15 protein-coding genes, 1 tRNA gene and 1 pseudogene are annotated in these 17,597 nt (G+C 56.3%); 7 read left to right on the forward strand and 10 right to left on the reverse strand.

Going from position 1 to position 17,597, the window contains the following annotated elements:
* Positions 1 to 25 precede the first annotated feature (25 nt).
* A complete protein-coding gene (locus tag NA619_RS16925; protein ID WP_255963024.1) occupies positions 26 to 2,131 on the reverse strand; it encodes a 3-hydroxyacyl-CoA dehydrogenase NAD-binding domain-containing protein in 2,106 nt (701 codons plus the stop codon).
* A 312-nt stretch (positions 2,132 to 2,443) separates the two neighbouring features.
* Positions 2,444 to 3,892, reverse strand: coding sequence for an NADP-dependent succinate-semialdehyde dehydrogenase (gabD, locus tag NA619_RS16930; RefSeq protein ID WP_255963025.1), 1,449 nt, complete (start codon positions 3,890 to 3,892; stop codon positions 2,444 to 2,446).
* Positions 3,893 to 4,324: 432 nt separating this feature from the next.
* Between gabD and NA619_RS16935 the strand changes: the two genes are divergently transcribed.
* Both NA619_RS16935 and NA619_RS16940 read left to right on the forward strand, forming a co-directional pair.
* Positions 4,325 to 4,401: transfer RNA gene (locus tag NA619_RS16935), tRNA-Arg, on the forward strand.
* A 453-nt stretch (positions 4,402 to 4,854) separates the two neighbouring features.
* A protein-coding gene (locus NA619_RS16940) for an IS3 family transposase (RefSeq protein WP_231108049.1) occupies positions 4,855 to 5,972 on the forward strand; the annotation gives its coding sequence in 2 pieces (ribosomal slippage) (positions 4,855 to 5,059 and positions 5,059 to 5,972; 1,119 coding nt in all).
* A 325-nt stretch (positions 5,973 to 6,297) separates the two neighbouring features.
* Here the strand turns inward: NA619_RS16940 and NA619_RS16945 are convergent.
* The 5 genes from NA619_RS16945 to NA619_RS16965 form a co-directional block, all read right to left on the reverse strand.
* Entirely contained in the window at positions 6,298 to 6,669 is a 372-nt protein-coding gene (locus tag NA619_RS16945; protein ID WP_023444219.1) for a hypothetical protein, read from the reverse strand.
* 320 nt (positions 6,670 to 6,989) lie between these two features.
* Positions 6,990 to 7,322, reverse strand: coding sequence for a hypothetical protein (locus tag NA619_RS16950; protein ID WP_231108010.1), 333 nt, complete (start codon positions 7,320 to 7,322; stop codon positions 6,990 to 6,992).
* A gap of 242 nt (positions 7,323 to 7,564) precedes the next feature.
* Positions 7,565 to 7,849, reverse strand: a complete 285-nt coding sequence (locus NA619_RS16955) for a hypothetical protein (protein ID WP_023444221.1) — start codon at positions 7,847 to 7,849, stop codon at positions 7,565 to 7,567.
* Positions 7,850 to 7,860: 11 nt separating this feature from the next.
* Entirely contained in the window at positions 7,861 to 9,021 is a 1,161-nt protein-coding gene (locus NA619_RS16960) for an Arm DNA-binding domain-containing protein (RefSeq protein ID WP_023444704.1), read from the reverse strand.
* Complete coding sequence (locus NA619_RS16965) at positions 9,014 to 9,247, reverse strand: hypothetical protein (RefSeq protein ID WP_019341962.1); 234 nt, start codon at positions 9,245 to 9,247, stop codon at positions 9,014 to 9,016. Before NA619_RS16965 ends, NA619_RS16960 begins: the two co-directional genes overlap by 8 nt.
* Positions 9,248 to 9,395: 148 nt before the next feature.
* Here NA619_RS16965 and NA619_RS16970 point away from each other — a divergent pair, with 148 nt between their 5' ends.
* Positions 9,396 to 9,608: a helix-turn-helix domain-containing protein gene (locus NA619_RS16970; protein ID WP_019341961.1), complete on the forward strand. Its 213-nt coding sequence runs from the start codon at positions 9,396 to 9,398 to the stop codon at positions 9,606 to 9,608.
* A gap of 12 nt (positions 9,609 to 9,620) precedes the next feature.
* Here NA619_RS16970 and NA619_RS16975 read toward each other — a convergent pair whose 3' ends face one another.
* Both NA619_RS16975 and NA619_RS16980 read right to left on the reverse strand, forming a co-directional pair.
* Complete coding sequence (locus NA619_RS16975) at positions 9,621 to 12,734, reverse strand: site-specific integrase (RefSeq protein WP_023444705.1); 3,114 nt, start codon at positions 12,732 to 12,734, stop codon at positions 9,621 to 9,623.
* Positions 12,731 to 15,232, reverse strand: coding sequence for a site-specific integrase (locus tag NA619_RS16980; RefSeq protein WP_081262847.1), 2,502 nt, complete (start codon positions 15,230 to 15,232; stop codon positions 12,731 to 12,733). Before NA619_RS16980 ends, NA619_RS16975 begins: the two co-directional genes overlap by 4 nt.
* A gap of 379 nt (positions 15,233 to 15,611) precedes the next feature.
* Here NA619_RS16980 and NA619_RS16985 point away from each other — a divergent pair, with 379 nt between their 5' ends.
* Complete coding sequence (locus NA619_RS16985) at positions 15,612 to 16,169, forward strand: hypothetical protein (RefSeq protein WP_023444708.1); 558 nt, start codon at positions 15,612 to 15,614, stop codon at positions 16,167 to 16,169.
* 166 nt (positions 16,170 to 16,335) lie between these two features.
* Positions 16,336 to 16,545: pseudogene (locus tag NA619_RS16990) on the forward strand (helix-turn-helix domain-containing protein); the annotation flags it as partial.
* A 305-nt stretch (positions 16,546 to 16,850) separates the two neighbouring features.
* Here NA619_RS16990 and NA619_RS16995 read toward each other — a convergent pair.
* Positions 16,851 to 17,099, reverse strand: coding sequence for a hypothetical protein (locus NA619_RS16995; protein ID WP_101153433.1), 249 nt, complete (start codon positions 17,097 to 17,099; stop codon positions 16,851 to 16,853).
* Between the two features lie 63 nt (positions 17,100 to 17,162).
* Here NA619_RS16995 and NA619_RS17000 point away from each other — a divergent pair, with 63 nt between their 5' ends.
* Entirely contained in the window at positions 17,163 to 17,339 is a 177-nt protein-coding gene (locus NA619_RS17000) for a hypothetical protein (RefSeq protein ID WP_003292677.1), read from the forward strand.
* Positions 17,336 to 17,597, forward strand: a 262-nt coding sequence (gene tnpC / locus NA619_RS17005) for a Tn3 family transposase post-transcriptional regulator TnpC (RefSeq protein WP_255963026.1), incomplete at its 3' end; no start/stop codon positions are given. The genes NA619_RS17000 and tnpC, both read left to right, overlap by 4 nt.

Here is a 17,597-nt window from a genome sequence, read left to right on the forward strand (position 1 = left end):
TCGGCAGAGTGCAGGCGGGCGGTGCTCATTGCCCGGCCTGCCATTCGGTGAAGGTGCGGCCTTCGGCGGCCAGTTTTTCCAGCAGTGGCGCCGGTTTCCACCAGTCGCCGCAACGTGCGTGCAGCTCCTTGACCCGCGCCAGCACGGTGTCCAGGCCAACGCTGTCGGCATAGAACATCGGCCCGCCGTGGAAGGCCGGGAAGCCGTAGCCGTTGAGGTAGATGACGTCGATGTCGCTGGAGCGCTGGGCGATGCCCTCTTCGAGAATCTTCGCGCCCTCGTTGACCAGCGCAAAGATGCAGCGTCCGACGATGTACTGCTCGTCCAGCGCCTTTCGCTCGATGCCTTTCTCTTGTGATGCAGCTTCCAGCATAGGCGTGAGTTCAGGGTTCTCCAGCGGCGTTCGGTTGCCCGGCTCGTAGCGGTAGTAGCCGGCGCCGGTCTTCTGGCCCAGCATGCCGGCGGCGCAGAGCTTGTCGGACACGGTGGGGAAATCCAGGTGCGCCGGCAGGGTTGCGCGCTGGCGCTTGCGGATCGCCTGGCCGATGTCGAGGCCCGACAGATCGCGCATGGCGAACGGCCCCATGGCCATGCCGAAATTACGTAGCGCACCGTCGACCTGTTGTGGCGTGGCACCCTCCTCCAGGAGGAATTCCGCCTCGCGGCCGTACTGGAAGACCATGCGGTTGCCGACGAAGCCGTCGCAGACACCCACAACAACCGAAACCTTCTTCAGCTGCTTGCCGATGGCCATGGCGGTGGCGAGCACCTCATTGCTGGTCTTCTCGCCGCGCACCACTTCCAGCAGGCGCATGACGTTGGCCGGACTGAAAAAGTGCAGGCCGACCACGTCTCCCGGTCGTTTGGTGAAGGCGGCGATAGCGTCCAGATCCAGCGATGAGGTGTTGGAAGCGAGAATCGCGCCGGGCTTGCATACCGCATCCAGCTGTTCGAACACCTGCTGCTTGACGCCCATTTCCTCGAACACCGCCTCGACCACCACATCGGCATCGGCCAGCGCGGCGTGCTCGGTTACGCCTTCGACCAGCGCGAGGCGCTTCTCCATCGCCTCCTCGGTCAGGCTGCCGCGCTTGACGCTGGCTGCATAGGTATCTCGGGCACGCTGCAAACCGCGTTGCAGCGCTTCGTCATTTATTTCCAGCAGCTTCACCGGAACCCCAGCATTGGCGAAGCTCAGCGCGATGCCGACACCCATGGTGCCGCCACCGATCACCGCTGCTGTCTTGATCGTGCGCGGCTTCACGTCGGAAGGCAGATCATTGATCTTGCCCGCCTGGCGTTCTGAAAAGAAAGAATGGATGAGTGCGCCGCGTTGTGGCGAGTTCAGGCACTCGGCGAAGAGTTCGCGCTCACGCTTGAGGCCCTCGGTCAGCGGCAGCTTTGTCGCGGCCTCGACCGCCGCGATGCAACGCAGCGGCGAGAACAGCCCAGGCATTCGCTTGGCCACCTCGGCGTGCTTGGCGCGGATCAGTGCCTCGTTGTCGGCGCCTTCGAGCCCGTGGGTCTGTTCGCCCGTGCGGCGCGGGCCGCGGCCTTCGTCTACGAGCCGACGCGCATAAGCCAGGCCGGCGCCCGTCAGCTCACCTTCGAACAGCTCGTCGACGATGTGATGCTCGACCGCCTCCGCCGCACCGATGGGAGTGCCGCTGACAATCATGTCCAGCGCCTTCTCGACACCGGCCAGACGCGGCAGCCGCTGGGTACCACCGGCACCGGGTAACAGACCCAGCTTCACTTCCGGCAGGCCGACCTTGGCGTCCTTGCGGGCGATCCGGTAATGACAACCCAGCGCGACTTCAAGTCCGCCGCCCAGCGCAGTGCCATGGATCACCGCTACGCTCGGCTTGCTGCAGCCTTCGATGACCTCGATCACCTCCGGCAGGCTCGGCGCTTGCGGGGGCTTGCCGAACTCCTTGATGTCAGCGCCAGCAATAAAGGTATTGCCCTCGCACACCAGCGCCACGGCACGGGCCTGCTGGTCCGCTTCGGCGTGCTGAAAGGCCTTCAGCAGGCCTTCACGCACCGCCTGGCCGAGGGCATTGACCGGTGGGTTGTTGACCGTTATCAGAGCGATCTCGCCCTGAATTTCGAGCCTTACGGCGTCCGTCATGGCAGGCCTCCGCTTGTGAAATGATGATTAGAGTTGTTATTTCACGGAATCTTGTTTCGCACAGCAGAATAGTAGAGTCATTTCCGCATGTCGAGAGACTGGCAATAATCAATGACCCTAGCAAGCGCCATAAGCTAGGTAGCGTTGCTGGCATAACCGGGGAAGGGGCTATATCGCCCTTCTGCAGCACCAAGGTGACGGCAGCGGACCCAGCTTGGGATTGCCGACTGGCCGCTTATTGAATGACCAAAACGGCAGGCATAAAAAAGGAGCCGGCCCCCAGGGGGAACCGGCTCCTCGTAGTTCAGCGCATTACAGCCCGAGGCAGAGGTACTTGATCTCGAGGTAATCCTCAATGCCGTACTTGGAGCCTTCGCGTCCCAGACCGGAGGACTTCACCCCACCAAACGGCGCCACCTCGGTGGAAATCATGCCGGTGTTGACGCCGATCATCCCCGACTCGATGGCCTCGGCGACGCGGAACACTCGGCCCAAATCACGCGCATAAAAGTAGGCGGCCAATCCGAACTCGGTATCGTTGGCCAGGGCAATGCCCTCGGCCTCGTCCTTGAAGCGGAACAGCGGCGCCAGCGGGCCGAAGGTCTCTTCCTTCGCCACCTTGGCATCGTGCGGGACGTTGACCATCAGGGTCGGCTCGAAATAGCTGCCGCCCATTTGGTGGGCCTTGCCCCCGGTGAGGACCTTGGCGCCATTGGCCACCGCGTCTTCGATGTGCTCGCGCACCTTGGCGGCCGCGCGGTCGTCGATCAGCGGGCCGATATCGACGCCTTCGTCCAAGCCGTTGCCGACCTTGAGCTTGGCCACCGCTGCCTGGAATTTCTCGGCGAACGCGTCATAGACCGAATCCTGCACATAGATGCGATTGACGCAGACGCAGGTCTGCCCGGCATTGCGGTACTTGGACTGCATGGCACCCTTTACCGCTTCGTCGAGGTCGGCATCGTCGAACACCAGAAAGGGCGCATTGCCGCCCAGTTCCAGCGAGAGCTTCTTGATGCCCGGCGCGCACTGGGCCATCAGCTTGGCGCCGACTTCGGTGGAGCCGGTGAAGCTAAGTTTGCGCACGGTCGGGTTGGCGGTCAGTTCGTCGCCGATATCGCCGGCCGAACCGGTGATCACGCTGAAGACACCTTTCGGAATTCCGGCGCGCTCGGCCAACTCGGCCAAGGCCAGCGCCGAGAATGGCGTCTGGCTGGCGGGTTTGAGCACCATGGTGCAGCCCGCCGCGAGCGCCGGGCCCGCCTTGCGGGTGATCATCGCTGCAGGGAAATTCCACGGTGTGATGGCCGCGGTCACGCCAATCGGCTGCTTGATGACGATGATGCGCTTGTCTTTCTGATGCCCAGGGATGGTGTCGCCATAGATGCGCTTGGCTTCCTCGGCGAACCACTCGATAAAAGAGGCGGCATAGGCGATCTCGCCCTTCGACTCGGCCAGCGGCTTTCCCTGCTCCAGCGTCATCAGACGACCCAGATCGTCCTGGTTTTCCATCATCAGTTCGAACCAACGGCGCAGCTTCTGCGAACGCTCCTTGGCGGTCAGATCACGCCAGGCCGGCAGCGCGCGCTCGGCAGCCTCGATGGCGCGGCGCGTCTCGGCAGCGCCCATTTTCGGCACGGTGCCAAGGATCTCGTTGCTGGCCGGGTTGTTGACCTTGATGGTCTGGCCGCTGTCCGCGTCCTGCCAGGCTCCGTCGATATAAGCCTGCTGGCGGAACAGCTTGGTGTCTTTGAGTTGCATGGCAGTCTCCTGAGAGCCGGCACGGCGCCGGAAAATGAGCCACGGCCCTGAGGCCGTTGTGGGCAATTGGCAGTGGAATCCGCCTGACCTAGGTCAGAACGAGGGAAGGCCTCGGGGTTCCTGCTGCATAATTGGGCGTTTGAAATCTCGAACGAATGCTAGGCTTTCCGCCAATAAACAGGCAACACCATGTTCGGAAAAATTAACGCGCCATAGCTCAGCCTGATGACCGGCGGGACGGCCGTCCGACGCCCCGCTCCGTCTGCCACGCAGCCGCCGATGCGCCATGGACGACCGCAGACGACATGCGTATGATTGCGCCCCGCAACGCACCAGTAGCTCAGCTGGATAGAGTACTGCCCTCCGAAGGCAATACTCACCGAGTTGAGAAGGGTGTCAGCTAATGGTCAAATAGACCGCCGCAACACATGCGCACCAGTAGCTCAGCTGGATAGAGTACCGCCCTCCGAAGGCGGGGGTCGTGGGTTCGAATCCCGCCTGGTGCGCCATATCTCTTTGTTTTATAAACTTTTTTATAAAGCTCAAGCCGATTCAAATCTCGTGCTGGCCCACTCCTGCACGAACCTCCCGATGTCGGCCGTCAGACGCGACGAGCACTGCCCTGGCCACCGTTTTTGGCTGTATTTCGGGCTGTGCCAATTCTGTGCCTATACCGTGCCGCATCCTCTGACGGAGTGCCATCCCTTGCCACCTGCACGAGCACTAGCTCATCGCGCGACGCACATACGCTCAAAACAGCCGCGCTGCACTCAGCCGAATTCAGAAGCTCAGCCCTTACCCCACAAACGTAGCTCCCGATCCAGACCATGGAAAACGCAGCAAGTGATAAGACAGCTGAACATAATCTGAATCGCCCCTAGTTTCGTAGACACCTCCAGGCCTCATAATACGGCCCACTAGGAGGAGTCATGAGCAACCCGCGTTATCCCGAATAATTCAAAATCGAAGCAGTCAAACAGGTGACCGAACGAGGTCTGCCAGTGGCGGAGGTAGCTGCTCGTTTGGGCATGTCGACCCACAGCCTGTATGCCTGGGTTAAGCGCTACAGCAAGCCCCAAGAGCGGCGCGCGCAAGAGGACGATCAGCAAGCTGAGCTGCGTCGTCTTCGTACCGAACTCAAGCGCGTGACCGAAGAGCGAGACATCCTAAAAAAGGCCGCCGCGTACTTTGCCAAGGAGTGCGGCTGAAGTACGCCTTCATCAACCAGCTATCCGCTGACTATTCGGTTCGCCGCCTGTGCCTGACGCTGAAAGTACATGCCAGTGGTTACTACGCGTGGCTGGCTGAACCGAAGTCGGCACGAGCCAAGGATGATCAACGCCTGCTTGGACTGATTAAGCACGCGTGGCTAGAGAGCGGCGGTGTGTACGGCTACCGCAAAATCCACGACGACCTGCGTGAGCCTGGAGAAGCATGCGGCAAGCATCGTGTTGCTCGACTGATGCGCTTGGAAGGGCTGCGCTCACAGACAGGGTATCGTCGCCGACCGGGCCGCTATGGTGGTAAGCCTCCAGCGGCTTCACCGAATCATCTGGAGCGCCGATTCAATGTCACCGAACCCAACAAGGTCTGGGTCACGGACATCACCTTCATCCGCACCTATGAGGGCTGGTTGTATTTGGCGGTGGTGCTCGATCTGTTCTCGCGGCAGGTAATCGGTTGGTCAATGAAACCGCAGATGACCAGCGACCTGGCTATTGATGCGTTGCTGATGGCAGTTTGGCGGCGTAAGCCAAAGCAGGAAGTGATGATTCACTCAGATCAGGGGAGCCAGTTCAGCAGCGGCGACTGGCAGAGCTTCCTGAAAGCCAACAACTTGCTTGGCAGCATGTGTCGGCGCGGCAATTGCCATGACAACGCAGTAGCGGAAAGCTTTTTCCAGCTGCTGAAGCGGGAACGGATCAGGCGAAAAATCTATAGCACCAGGCAGGACGCACGCGCTGATGTGTTCGACTACATCGAGATGTTTTACAACCCAAAACGCCGACACGGTTTCAACAACCAGCTGTCACCAGTAGAGTTTGAGAAGCGACATTTACTGAGCCTGGGAAGTGTCTAAGAAATCCGGGGCGATTCAATCTTCATCGCCATTCTCCCAAGGGGTAATTAAACATGAATCCGCATAACACGCAAGATTACAGCTGTACGTATATGCGCCCGGCACGAGTTATAACTGAATGTAGTGTTTGAGGAATTGAAAAAAGCGGCGTATCTGGTTGATTGTTAGTCGCCAAACAAATCAGCCAGATACGCCGCCATGAATAAGCCATTGACCGACCTGCTGCGCCAAGGAGCGCGAGACCTGATCCAGCGGGCTGTGGAAGCTATGCTGGTGGCTGGCCTATTTGAGACCAGCCCCGCCGTCACCAACCGACACAATAGGCCTACTTATGGTTAGGCGCCATATAGGCCTCAATGACCTTCATTCCCACATAAAACACGCTAGCCGGGTGAGTGACTCGCAGCGCTGATCCGTCGCGAAATTTGTACACTTGGTAAAATTCTTGCTCCCCACGTCCCCATAAAAACTGTGAATCTAAGTACCCCCATTCAAATTCTGCTGACCGAACTTTTTCCTTCACTAAGATCTCGATCTCCTCTCGTGGGAGACCATCTGTTGCAGCCAGAATCCTGTATGCATCAAGGGGCTGCAGCTCACGCGCCCGGTTAGCCCTAAGCGCCTCCTGAGCACTCTTGACGTCTTGCCCCATAAAGCAGCCCAGCCACTCGCACGGCCCTTCGAGATAGGAGATCATCCATAAATCTCCATCCGCATCACGCCAAAGCTGCGAACGGCTAGAGCATCTGTCCTGCCCAGGCTCTACTGATGTCAGACTGAACGGCAGGACCAAGCCGGTTCCATATGGCGATTCCCATCCTCTACACAAGGTAACGCCTAGCCTGCCAGACCGCCCGGGGAAGAATTCAGTGTGCCCATTTTCCAGTATCATACCGCGCTCCTTATATCGGTAACCGTTACTCCCTCCAGCATAAGCGACTGAAATTTCTGAGCAGCCGAAGTCGTTGCACTTACTCCAACCTAGGCTGAGCAGAGCCGCTGGCCTAAGCATGCCCTTCATAGCGAACCGCCAGGGCTGAGCAGAATGGAGAGCTGATTGGCGGAAGTATTCAGCCGCTTTAAATGCTGACTGGCGGCCTGGTAGATCTCGCCGAAATGAACGGGGGAAGACAGGAAAAAGTAATGCGCGGTGATGGGTACATCGACCTGCTGGCGCAGCCAGGCCAGGTAGGGCTCCACTAGCTCGGAGGGGTATGAGCAGAGCAGTTCGACGCTATCGAAGGACACCGTGTTCAGCGTCGCCAGAATCGGGCCTGCCTCAGCACCTGCAACTGCCTTGAGATCATTCCCGCCAACCCAGCTGGCCAATACGCACTGCTTCTTTACCACTGTCCCTGTACTCCCGACCTCCCTATTGCCCATCAACGGGCAGGAGAAAAAATGTGCTCTGGTTCGCGCCTTGGATAGTAACCAATACGCTGATCCGGGTCTTTAACTGCCTGACTGGATGTTCAAGTTGCGCTTTGCCGACAGTGGAACCGTTGATCCAAACGCAGCTCGGCGGGTGAATGGATCACGCTCGCCGCTGCCAGGGGGAGAACAATGAAGGGGCCTTTCGGCCCCTTCTGCACTTAGTTAGCCAATAAGCTTTCAAGCTTCTCGATCAGAAAGTCCAGCGGGCTACGGCCCTCCAGGCGCTTTTCGAACACTTCGTTGCGGTGGTAGGCGACCCAGGTCTCGAGGGCATGCCGGTTATCCTTCTCGTAGCCGGAGCCGAGGACGCAGATAAGCTCGGTGCCATGGGGGTTCTCAAGGTAGTGACTCATAGCTGAAGCCAGATGCTTGAGGTACTTATGCTCGCGGGCCTCCATAGATGGATGCAGAGGGGTCACGTTGTCGCATTTGATCAGTTTCATGATGGAACTCCTCAGGCCTTGAGATTGGCTTTGATCAGGTTGTCGAAGGCACTGCCATCACGGCGGGTCAGGTTGGGCACATAGCGCGAATAGACACGGAACAGCATCTCGGTGGTGGTATGCCCCATCTGCCGGGCGATCCACTCCGGGTTTTCACCAGCCGCCAACCACAGGGTCGCGGCTGTATGACGAGTTTGGTAGGGGCGCCGCCGCCGCAACCCCAGGTGCCGCAGCAGCGGGTACCAAACCCGGTCGTTGATGTTGCGGTATGCGTGCGGCGTACCTTCGCGGGTGCAGAAGACGAACTGCCCACTGCCGGTTTTCTCGCGATGGCCGATGAGCGCCTGATAAACCGGCTCGGACATATCGATCTCACGCTGCGAACCGTCGTTCTTGGTGTAGTCGAGCTTGCCGCCCACCCAGGTCTCACGGATCAAAATCTGCCGCCGCTGAAAGTCGACGTACTTCCACTGCAAACCATCAATTTCGGCCGTCCGCATGCCGGTGAAGAAACGCACCGTGTAGTAGTTGCGGAAATCGTCACGCACTGTGCCGAGGATCTGCAGCACCTCATCCAGAGTGAAGGGCTCCACGTCTGTCTTGGGGACTTTCAGTGATTTGATGTTGAGGTATGGCGAGGTAAACTCGAAGCGGTCAGCTGCCTCACTAAGGATCATGCGCAATGGCGTCATGATGTGGTTGATTCGCGTCGCTGTCAGACTCTGACCTTTCTGCCCGGGGACTTTGCCGAGTGCCGAGCGGAATGACAGAAGTTCTGCTTTGGTGATGGCGCTGACCTCTTTCTTAGCGAACTCAGGCAGCAAATGCTTATCAAGGGTAAGGCGCACGGTTTTGGCGTGCGTATCACGCCATTCGACCCTCATCTCCTCAAACCACAGTTCTGCAAAATCCTTGAACAGTGGTGTTTTCAGCGATGCACAGCCAGCCTGCAGCCGACTGATCTCTAGCACTTTGCTGCTTTGGGGGAAGTAGGTGGCGTAGTCGAAGCTCCCAAGGGTAATTTCCGCTTCGATGCGCTCCAGGATCTTCTCGAGCTTTTTCCGGTTAGCGGGCGTATCAGGCAGCGTGGTCTGCTCGCGGCAGCGCTGATCCAGGTAGGTGAAGTCAAAGAACAACTTCTCGTTGTCGGCGCGGGCACGAATCTTACCCATGGCAGATGCCCCCGCCGGCCATAGGAACCAGCCCGGAAGTCCGCGAGAATTTCTGCATGTCTTCTTCGACGGCTTCCCAGATGAAAAGGATCTTGCGGCCGCCAAAGGGGCGGAAGTAGTGGATCCCCTCGAGCAGGACTGAATCTTTCAAGCGATTACGGATGGTGCGCGCGTCGTACTTCATGCGCGTGGCCAACTCTTCGGTAGTCAGGTATGTGTGAGACATGGCTATGCCCTCTCTGCTAAATTGAACGTCAGCGGATTCTTATGAGCTTCTGAAAACTCATAATGATCTCCTGCAGATCAATATAACGCTCATTTTGAGCTTTGCAAGGGCAAAATGATCTTCTGAAGATCATTTTTCGGAGATTAGAATGGTCAAGTGCCATTTATCTCGCTTACTGGGCGAGCGGAAGCTGAAAATCAGTGACGTAGTCAGGGACACAGGGATGAATCGCGGAACCCTCACGCGGCTCTATCACGAGACCGCGCAGCGGGTGGAGCTCAAGGACCTAGAAACGATCTGCCAGTACCTGAACTGCCAGGTGGGCGATTTGCTGGAACTGCAGGATGATCCGGAGGGCTGAATGCCCACCCTTTCATGCTCGGAAATGCCAGTCGATCGAAGTCATCAGAAAGAGGTAGCGCAATGCTGCGCCGGAATGATGGTTCCTTTCCTGATCAGTGAAACCCGCACCTGTAAGGCGTAGCCTAGCGCGGATCCCGAGGTGCATATTCTCAACAAGCCTGTTCTCGGGCACCTGCTCTATAAACTTCAAACGGGGCTTCCGTAACACTTTTCGCCAAAGGCTTTTGGTTCGCTTGGGTGTGCGCTCATCGTAAATGATGAACTCAATATCGGCAGAAGGAATGCGCAGCTCAGACAGCACCCATAGGTACTCTCGAACGCTCTGCTCATCCTGCCCAGAGTGGAATCGCAGCGTGGTATCGCTCGCCCAGCAGCGCTCGACGAAGTCATCCAGAACCCTGTTAGTTTTTGCCTTATATCTGCCGTCAAGCAATCGGTAGAGCCGGTCAGCGTAGGCAGCTACGCCAGCTAAACCTCCGTGTCTGGGCGGCCTGGGCACCAGCTCAACTTTACCGTTCGGGTCGCAAGTCGCCGAACCGCTAAGGCGGTGCTTACCAAGCTGACGGATATACCTTGCCCGCTCCAGCATGGCCGATCGATCCGCATCGGAAAACTCCACCCAGTCCATGTTGACCGACTGTCCTGATGCTTCCGCGTACGCTTGGTATGCGAGCATGGACGAGATGTCATTCATCCTTGTCAGAGCCCTCCCTTCGCCATTCGATTCTATGGGGCTCATCGGGTAGCTGACTTTGCGACGTTTACTGCGTTTGTATACCCCGATACGACCGATGATGCGCCGCATATGGCGGATCTCAGCTGGCAACCCTGGCGCAGCCAAATCTTCTGGCTTACTTGGCAGGCTGACCCCGGCAATTTTTGCGATGACATGGCCAGGGGGCCAAAACTTGGGCTCCCATTGCCAGCACAACGCCGATAGCCAAGACATGCAGTGCACATAGTGCAGCAGCGACGTCTTGGGGCTCGCATGGCCGAGCACAGCGCTGGTGATATGGATTACACGGCGGGTGGCGGCTTTCCGGGAATGGAAAAACGCATTATTTAACCTTTCTGCATCCAGCAACCACGCCATCGTCTGAGATTGCTCACCGAAGAGAAGTCGAGCGTTCTCGCATGCCCCTAACGCTGTGGCGGCCAGCTTGAAGGTGAGCCAGGTTGCAGCCGAGTGCCGCAGGTGGTGGTAGTGCATATCGGAGCATCTTGTAACCCGGCGGAGGGAGGCATGAATTGCAGGTAACAAGGTGGATTCGGAAACCCATCGTGTCTGCAGCTCGGGGATACAGAACAGAAATTCCGAATATGGACTTTTCTCCTCTTCGTCATCACGCAACCGCGCCAGGCGCTCTATCAGCTGCAGCTCATCTGGCTCGAGCAACACATGGAGTGGCAGCGTACGCGTTGAGTTGCGCGTTTTGAGCGCACGCTGAGAATGGGGGCGAATATGCAGAGCCGCGGGAAGGTTGAGCGCGGTTCGCTGCTCAGCCGATAGCGGCTTCAGGTTCGGATGCCGTCTACGCAGTGCAGCTGCACGTGCGGCAGAGAGCGTCGGTAACTGCAGATCGCGGCGCAGCAACTTCAGCGACTCATTACGCCGCAATCCCAGTCGGTATCCGAAAATCACCACAGCCTGCGCGACCATAGCAATACGCGGTGAGCGATGGCTTAGCGGGCCTGTGGCCAGGTCTCGCAGCACCTGACGATATTGCTCTTCATTGATGATCTGGGCATCAACGAACTGAGGCGTTTTCCCAATACCCAATGCGGCATAGGGGCTGATTGGTGGATAGGAGAAGCTGTTTTGCAGGTATCCATGAAACTCCAGCAGGCCCTTGGCTAGGTTTCTCCTCATTGGCGCCGTGGGTTGTACCTCCAGCAGCGTTTCATACAACTCCTCTAACGCGTCCGGCGGAACATCTAGAATCGACCCAACAGACAGCAAATTGTCCAATCCTATACCGACGTCTCTAACATAGTTGGCAACCGTTTTGGACTGCAAAGGGTTGCCATAGAACGAGCGGCCATGAAGCAGAAACGATGCCCAACCGGTGATCAATTCTTCTAGCGTCGTAGGTACCTGCTCAACCTCCAGTACCGAAACCCGTCCTCTACGGACCTGCCGACATAACGTCGTCAGCCATCCCGGAACTCGTTGTTCGGGCCTACCCAGCCGATGCTTTTTACGTTTGCTTTTTTGTTCATGATTTGAAGACGATCTGTCACCTTGCAGATGCAGCCATGAGTCCGCCAAGACAGAATGCGTCACGTAACCGTATCTGGTGGTGTAATTGATCAACAGCTGCGGTAGCTGCGTTTGGCGCTTGATACGCAGCAGCTCAAACAGTCGACTGAGAGACGCGGGTTGGCTCTGATTATCTACCCCACCTACGGCCAATGCCGCCTGAATACAGTGAAGTTTTCCGTCCCTCTTGGACAGATAAGGTCTCAATTCACTTAGATCTGGAGCGCAACGGGACAACAGTGCCAGTGTCATCGGATCTGGGAACCATTGCCTACTCTCAGCCTCGGATTGCCCACGGATTGAAAGCTTGAGCCGGAACTCTGGTATCCCAGATACCCAAATAATCTGACCTACATCAAGCTGGGTCAGCGCATTTAGCTGGGGGATGTCCATCAGCGCGCCATAGTAGGCGGCGCTCAGCAGGAGTAGCCCAACCCGGCAGTGGGGGGTGAGTTGCTCCAGGTCGTGTCTCAGCGCCCGTTCCAGCGAATCGATCACGTCTCGACTGGCTGAGATGTTCTCTGCTGTATACAAGTCGGGATTGATTGGATTTGCGGGACGCCGCGTGTCGATCGCTATGTGGGCAAGCGGCAGGCTCGGGTTGAATCGCCGCGCCCGGCTTGTTACGTCTCGCAGTGCATTGCGTAATGTCGAGCTTTCAAGCTGATTCTCAAGCTCCCGCATCTTTTCGACAGGAAAATTTCTCAGCGAACGTTTACCGCAGAGCCATTCTCCGATGACATTGTTGGAGTCTCTGCAGCGCTCCTTGAGCGTCTGAAGAAATTCGCTCTTCCATTCTGGATCGTATTTTTCAGGACTCCAAATTGCTGACAGCATTTCCTCAGAAAGGGTCGAAATGGTCATTTAGCCTCCTTAACTAGGTGGCTGTTGCGAACCATCCAACCGAGCTCTCTCATCAGCGGCAATAAATACGCATGGAGGCTCTGGACATAAGCGCCAGGACAAAAGCTTGAGAACGACTCTTGGGGCGCCTCGCCATGCAGCCAGTGCCCCATGAATGCGGCAAGCGTTTCAGGCGGGCACCCACGCTCTGCGAGCTCGGTCCTCAGCAACTTGCGGAAACCGTTCACTGGATGGGGTGTAAAACCAACCACCTGCCGCATATATGCGTCGATATGTGACGGACGGATTTCCTCGTAGTACAGCCGATTGTCATCAGCAAACCACAGGAAAAAACCGGACCTAGGAGGAGTCTGTGCAGGTAGGCCGTATTTGAACTTCACACGAATTGCACAGCAGTGCGCGTCGTATGCCTCTAGCTGCCGACGCAGTAGCTCAGGCATCACTACCAGACGGCTCATGTGACCGTCATCTGCGCCTTTATCGCCCAGTGCGCCGTGGCCACTTCGTTGCTCGAACTCTTCCACTGCTTTTAGCGGGTTGCGGATGGCTCGACACGCGGTCGCCATTAGGAACATGAGGATGGTCCAGAGCGTCAGGCAGTTGTGCCAATGAATCAGCTCTTGAATATCTTTTCGTGGGCGTTTGCGCAGCACTGCGAGCAATGCTTCAAGATTGTTTTTCACAGCGCTAAGTTTCAGACAATTTCGGGCACCAACCGCCATCTCTGAAGAGCTAATGACGTTAGTAACTGGCGCCTCCAAACCTACTGTGCCGTAAATAGCGGTTAATACATTTCGCACTGAATGACAATAGAGGCTGCGTAGGTGATCAACGCTGTATTGGGTGTAATAAAGCGCAGTATTAGCCGACAGGCAAGGCAGCCCGGACAACATCGTGGCCGCAACCACATCGTGTGTATCGGTGATTATTTGGCGATGTAAATAGGAACGAATCTTGTGAACTGTATATCGCGGGTCACCTCCCCCCAATTCTTTCAAGAGGACACGAACTTCGCTCTCAATTTTCTTAACTTTCCCGGCAAATACGGCCGTTCCGGTCGTAGATGGCAGCGCTCTGACTCCCAATACTAACGTCGCGGCTCCCACCATATCCGGTACTGAAACTGCCGCCCCCCTCTTTCGAACCGTTTCAGGGGGCAGTTGCTCCTCCGCAGCGTAATCTGGTGTAGGTATTAAAAACCTGAACTCAGCAGACTCCAAGTCTTTAGCAGGTATAAGCTCAAACGCCACCCGCGGGCGCGCGCCGCCCTCAGAGATCTGTAGTTTTGTGCAATCCTCAAGTGACCTGCCGAACCAGAGCATGAGATGTAGGGCGAGTAGCGCCTCCATGCGCGTACGGATGCCTACCTGCTCTGGCAGTGGCGCTGTGCGGAACCGCTCCCGGCACTGCAGAAATTCATCAGTGACGCTGAACAGGAGATTTGCTAATTCGGGCAACGTCAGCAGGTTGAATCCGAACGGTAAGAACTGCCGAGCGCGGGCAATATGGGCGAGGATTCCCTGATGGCTGAGCAACTCGGCGACATAGGGCCTGACTTCGCCGCCGGTATCGATCAAACAGAGTTCATCTGGCGCAGTGATTTCGCCGTCGGGCAATTCTTCGTCGAAATCATGGTCTAACCGTGGAACAACAAAACTAATATGGCCTGGCAGTAGATCGGGATCGTCCGGATCATCAAGAGGGAACTTGGTTACCCCTTGACTTACTACCACACCTAATCCGGAGCGGACTGGCATCCTGCCTCGATGATTGCCACCACCACCACGACGCTCAGGTGGCTGATCGCCCCCGCAATAACGAACTAGCCGGGTAACAGCAGGAAAGGCATCAGCATGGACGTCGACTGAAATACTGGGATCGAAAACTGTGCAGCTCCGCATAAATATGGCTGGACTAGACCAAATATTTAGCTCTGCAGGGACGGTCAGTAGTTCCTTCGCGCAAAGCGTACGCAGCTTGAGATATGCATTGTATTTCTGGCCGCGAAGGTCCGATGCACCAGAGCTCTCCTGATGCGCCACCAGTAGCTGTCCTACAAGCCGGTAGTAATCTGGCGCGCCATCAACATCGGCCGGCTCATGCCATAACATTGCATACGGGAAAGCGTAATCCTGGACGCCCTGTCCAATGATTGGATTACGCCTGCGCGCCTCATCTCCGGAAAAAAAACGAGGGCCCAGGGCTGAGATGAACCGCGGATTGCTCCTATTAGAAATTATCCAGTGACACTCATGCCGCCAGACCACGGGATCAAAATCACCGACGAACAGAACCGGCGGCTTTTCCATTTCATTCAGCGCGTTTAACAACCCTTGGATTATTCGGGGAAAATCTATGAGCTGAGGATGAGCATCTATAAATTTCAGAATCTCTGTTATGACAGTTACGTCACGCCCGGACCCTGCTGCCAGCTGTAGCAGCTCTTTGAATGTGGTTTCGCAGCCGGCATCCCTTGGCTGGCTTAGTGAGTTCGACATCAGCTAGTCCTATCGTGTGAGTACTAGCTAATAGTGCTAAGCCGAAGTCCCCCAATTCGGGCATGCCATGGAAATCCAGAAGCTGGTTCTGATTTTTCAGAATCGGCTGACACCACACCTGGTTTTCCGCGCATGCGCGGAAAACCAGGTCGATACGCCGAGTATTCTCACACGGATTCCGCGCATGCGCGGGTTGGAAGCGCTGCAGCTTCCAAAGTCGAGGCCATCCCCCTCCAGGCACTAGACATAGGGCCGCCCGCTCACTATTCGATAATATTTTCGGTGCCTAGGCATATCGAACTGGAATCGGTGCACTTGCTCTGAGCACTACCTCATAGAGCGGTGAATTTCTCGCCTGCTCAAAATGGAGGAAATGCACATGCGTAAAAGCGACTGGAAAGCCCAGGTCGGCCAGTTCAGCGACCGCGAAATAGCGAGGAGGTTTGGGGTGGGAGCGACTACCGTCCGCCGGTATCGAAAGGCCAACGGTATCGCCGAATTCAGCTTCAAGCTAGAACTTACACAATCGCTGATTGAGCGGCTGGCAGTACAGACGGACTACAGCCTATCCAAAGACCTCGGTATTCCCGCAAAAAGCATTAAGGAGGCTCGAACTGAGTTTGGTATTCCGGAGCCAAAACCCCTCCGGCCTAAGTTCCAACCACTTGAGGAAATTTGGAACGAGCAAACGATTGCGCTTCTTGGCACTATGCCCGACTACGAGTTAGCCGATAGGCTAAAAGTTAGTAACTACCCGATCAAATCCAAACGAAAAGAGCTGGGAATAAAAGCGTTTGAAAAACCATATCCAAAAATCACTGCTAAAATTGCAGCCGAGTTTGGTTTGACCTCTGACCGAATTTTAGCCGAGCGCCTAGGCGTTTCCCCAAGCTATATCCGTAGGGCGAGACTCAGATGGTTGGCAAAAGACGAATGACCTGTATAATTTCCATTAACTAGCTAACCCCAAAGCGCCGTATATTATGCTTTGCATAGCGGCGCGACTATCAGGTTATCCAGCCCTCTTCAGGAGCACCTAGTTTAAAAATTAGCGCCCTGGCTTATGCAGGTACAGTGCATCCATTAATGTCGAGGCAGTTTTAATGAAGATCAAGCCGATTCGTACTGATGGCGACCTAGCTACCGCTTTGGCGCTTATGGAGCAACTGTGGGGTGCCCCGATCGGTACGCCAGAGAGTGATGCGCTAGAAGCGCTCGCAGCGTTGATCGAGAAATATGAAGACGAACACTATCCGATCCCACCTTCTGATCCCGTCGAGGCCATCAGATTCCGAATGGAACAGCATGGGCTCGGAGTGATCTAGCGCTCCCTGGGTATTCGCTCCAACCGACGCCATCCAGCCGCGCGAATCCCGCAATCGACAAGATGCTAGAAGCCTAGGGTTCGTAAGCCTCGCGATGGAGTAACAGGCTGATCACGACGTCCGTGATGACATCCATTTGATGTTCTCACTTCAAAGCAACCTACGGCTGCTTTCGGCCAAAAGCTGCCTGTCGTTGAGTGCAATTTTTGACTCATGGCTGCCAGCAACGGCAGCAGTTAAAATGCTCAGAGACGATCACTCAACGAGCAATAGACCTAGTTTGTTCGACCGAGCTAGATTAGTAAAAGCTCTTTCACTTTTTGCTTGATTTCAGCAGGGCTTTCTTCAAATCCGTATTTACCGGCATTATCTTTAGAAGAGTTATATCCCAAGAAATAACCATTGTATTGAAAGTAGTTAGTGTCAATTTTTCGCCTGCTTGGCTTGCCTTTTTCCAGCATATCCAGAAGCGTTTTTAAGTGTGAGCGTGTTAGCCAGAATTTTAGAAGTAATCCGCTCCCTAGCACTTCAGTGCCGATCATTGGAGCTGCTTGAAAGCCCAAGGCCTAGCTCAGGGCTAGTCGTCTACACCAGTTCCGCTATGTATGCTGAAGGGGGCCCAACCACTCTACCTGACCAGCAACCTCAAGCGCTTCGGCGAATTCAACCTCAAGCTAAACCGGCCACCGGAGCCCTGGATCAAGGACTCGGTGTTCCAACAAGCTGCCGGCTCGCTGCGGGTGATCAGACCTAGCCAGCTAGATACCGAGAAAACGCCATGATCAACATTCCTCCCGCATCCTTCCGCCTTACACCGTACGGCGAAGTGGACGCCGTGGCGTTGGAAAACCTGCGCGACAGCTTCGACACCTCTCAACTGCTCCGGCTGGTTGATCGCTTGGACGTCTGCTTGGTGGAACTGGGTGGAATCACCTCCATTCGCGACGAGCTACTGAGATTGCATGCGATGGCTCTGACGATAGTTGAGGGCATCGCTCTTACGGTGCCTGCCGAGAGTGCTTGTATCTGGACAGAAGCCC

This window comes from Stutzerimonas stutzeri (assembly GCF_024448895.1).
Taxonomy (GTDB): Bacteria; Pseudomonadota; Gammaproteobacteria; order Pseudomonadales; family Pseudomonadaceae; genus Stutzerimonas; species Stutzerimonas stutzeri_Q.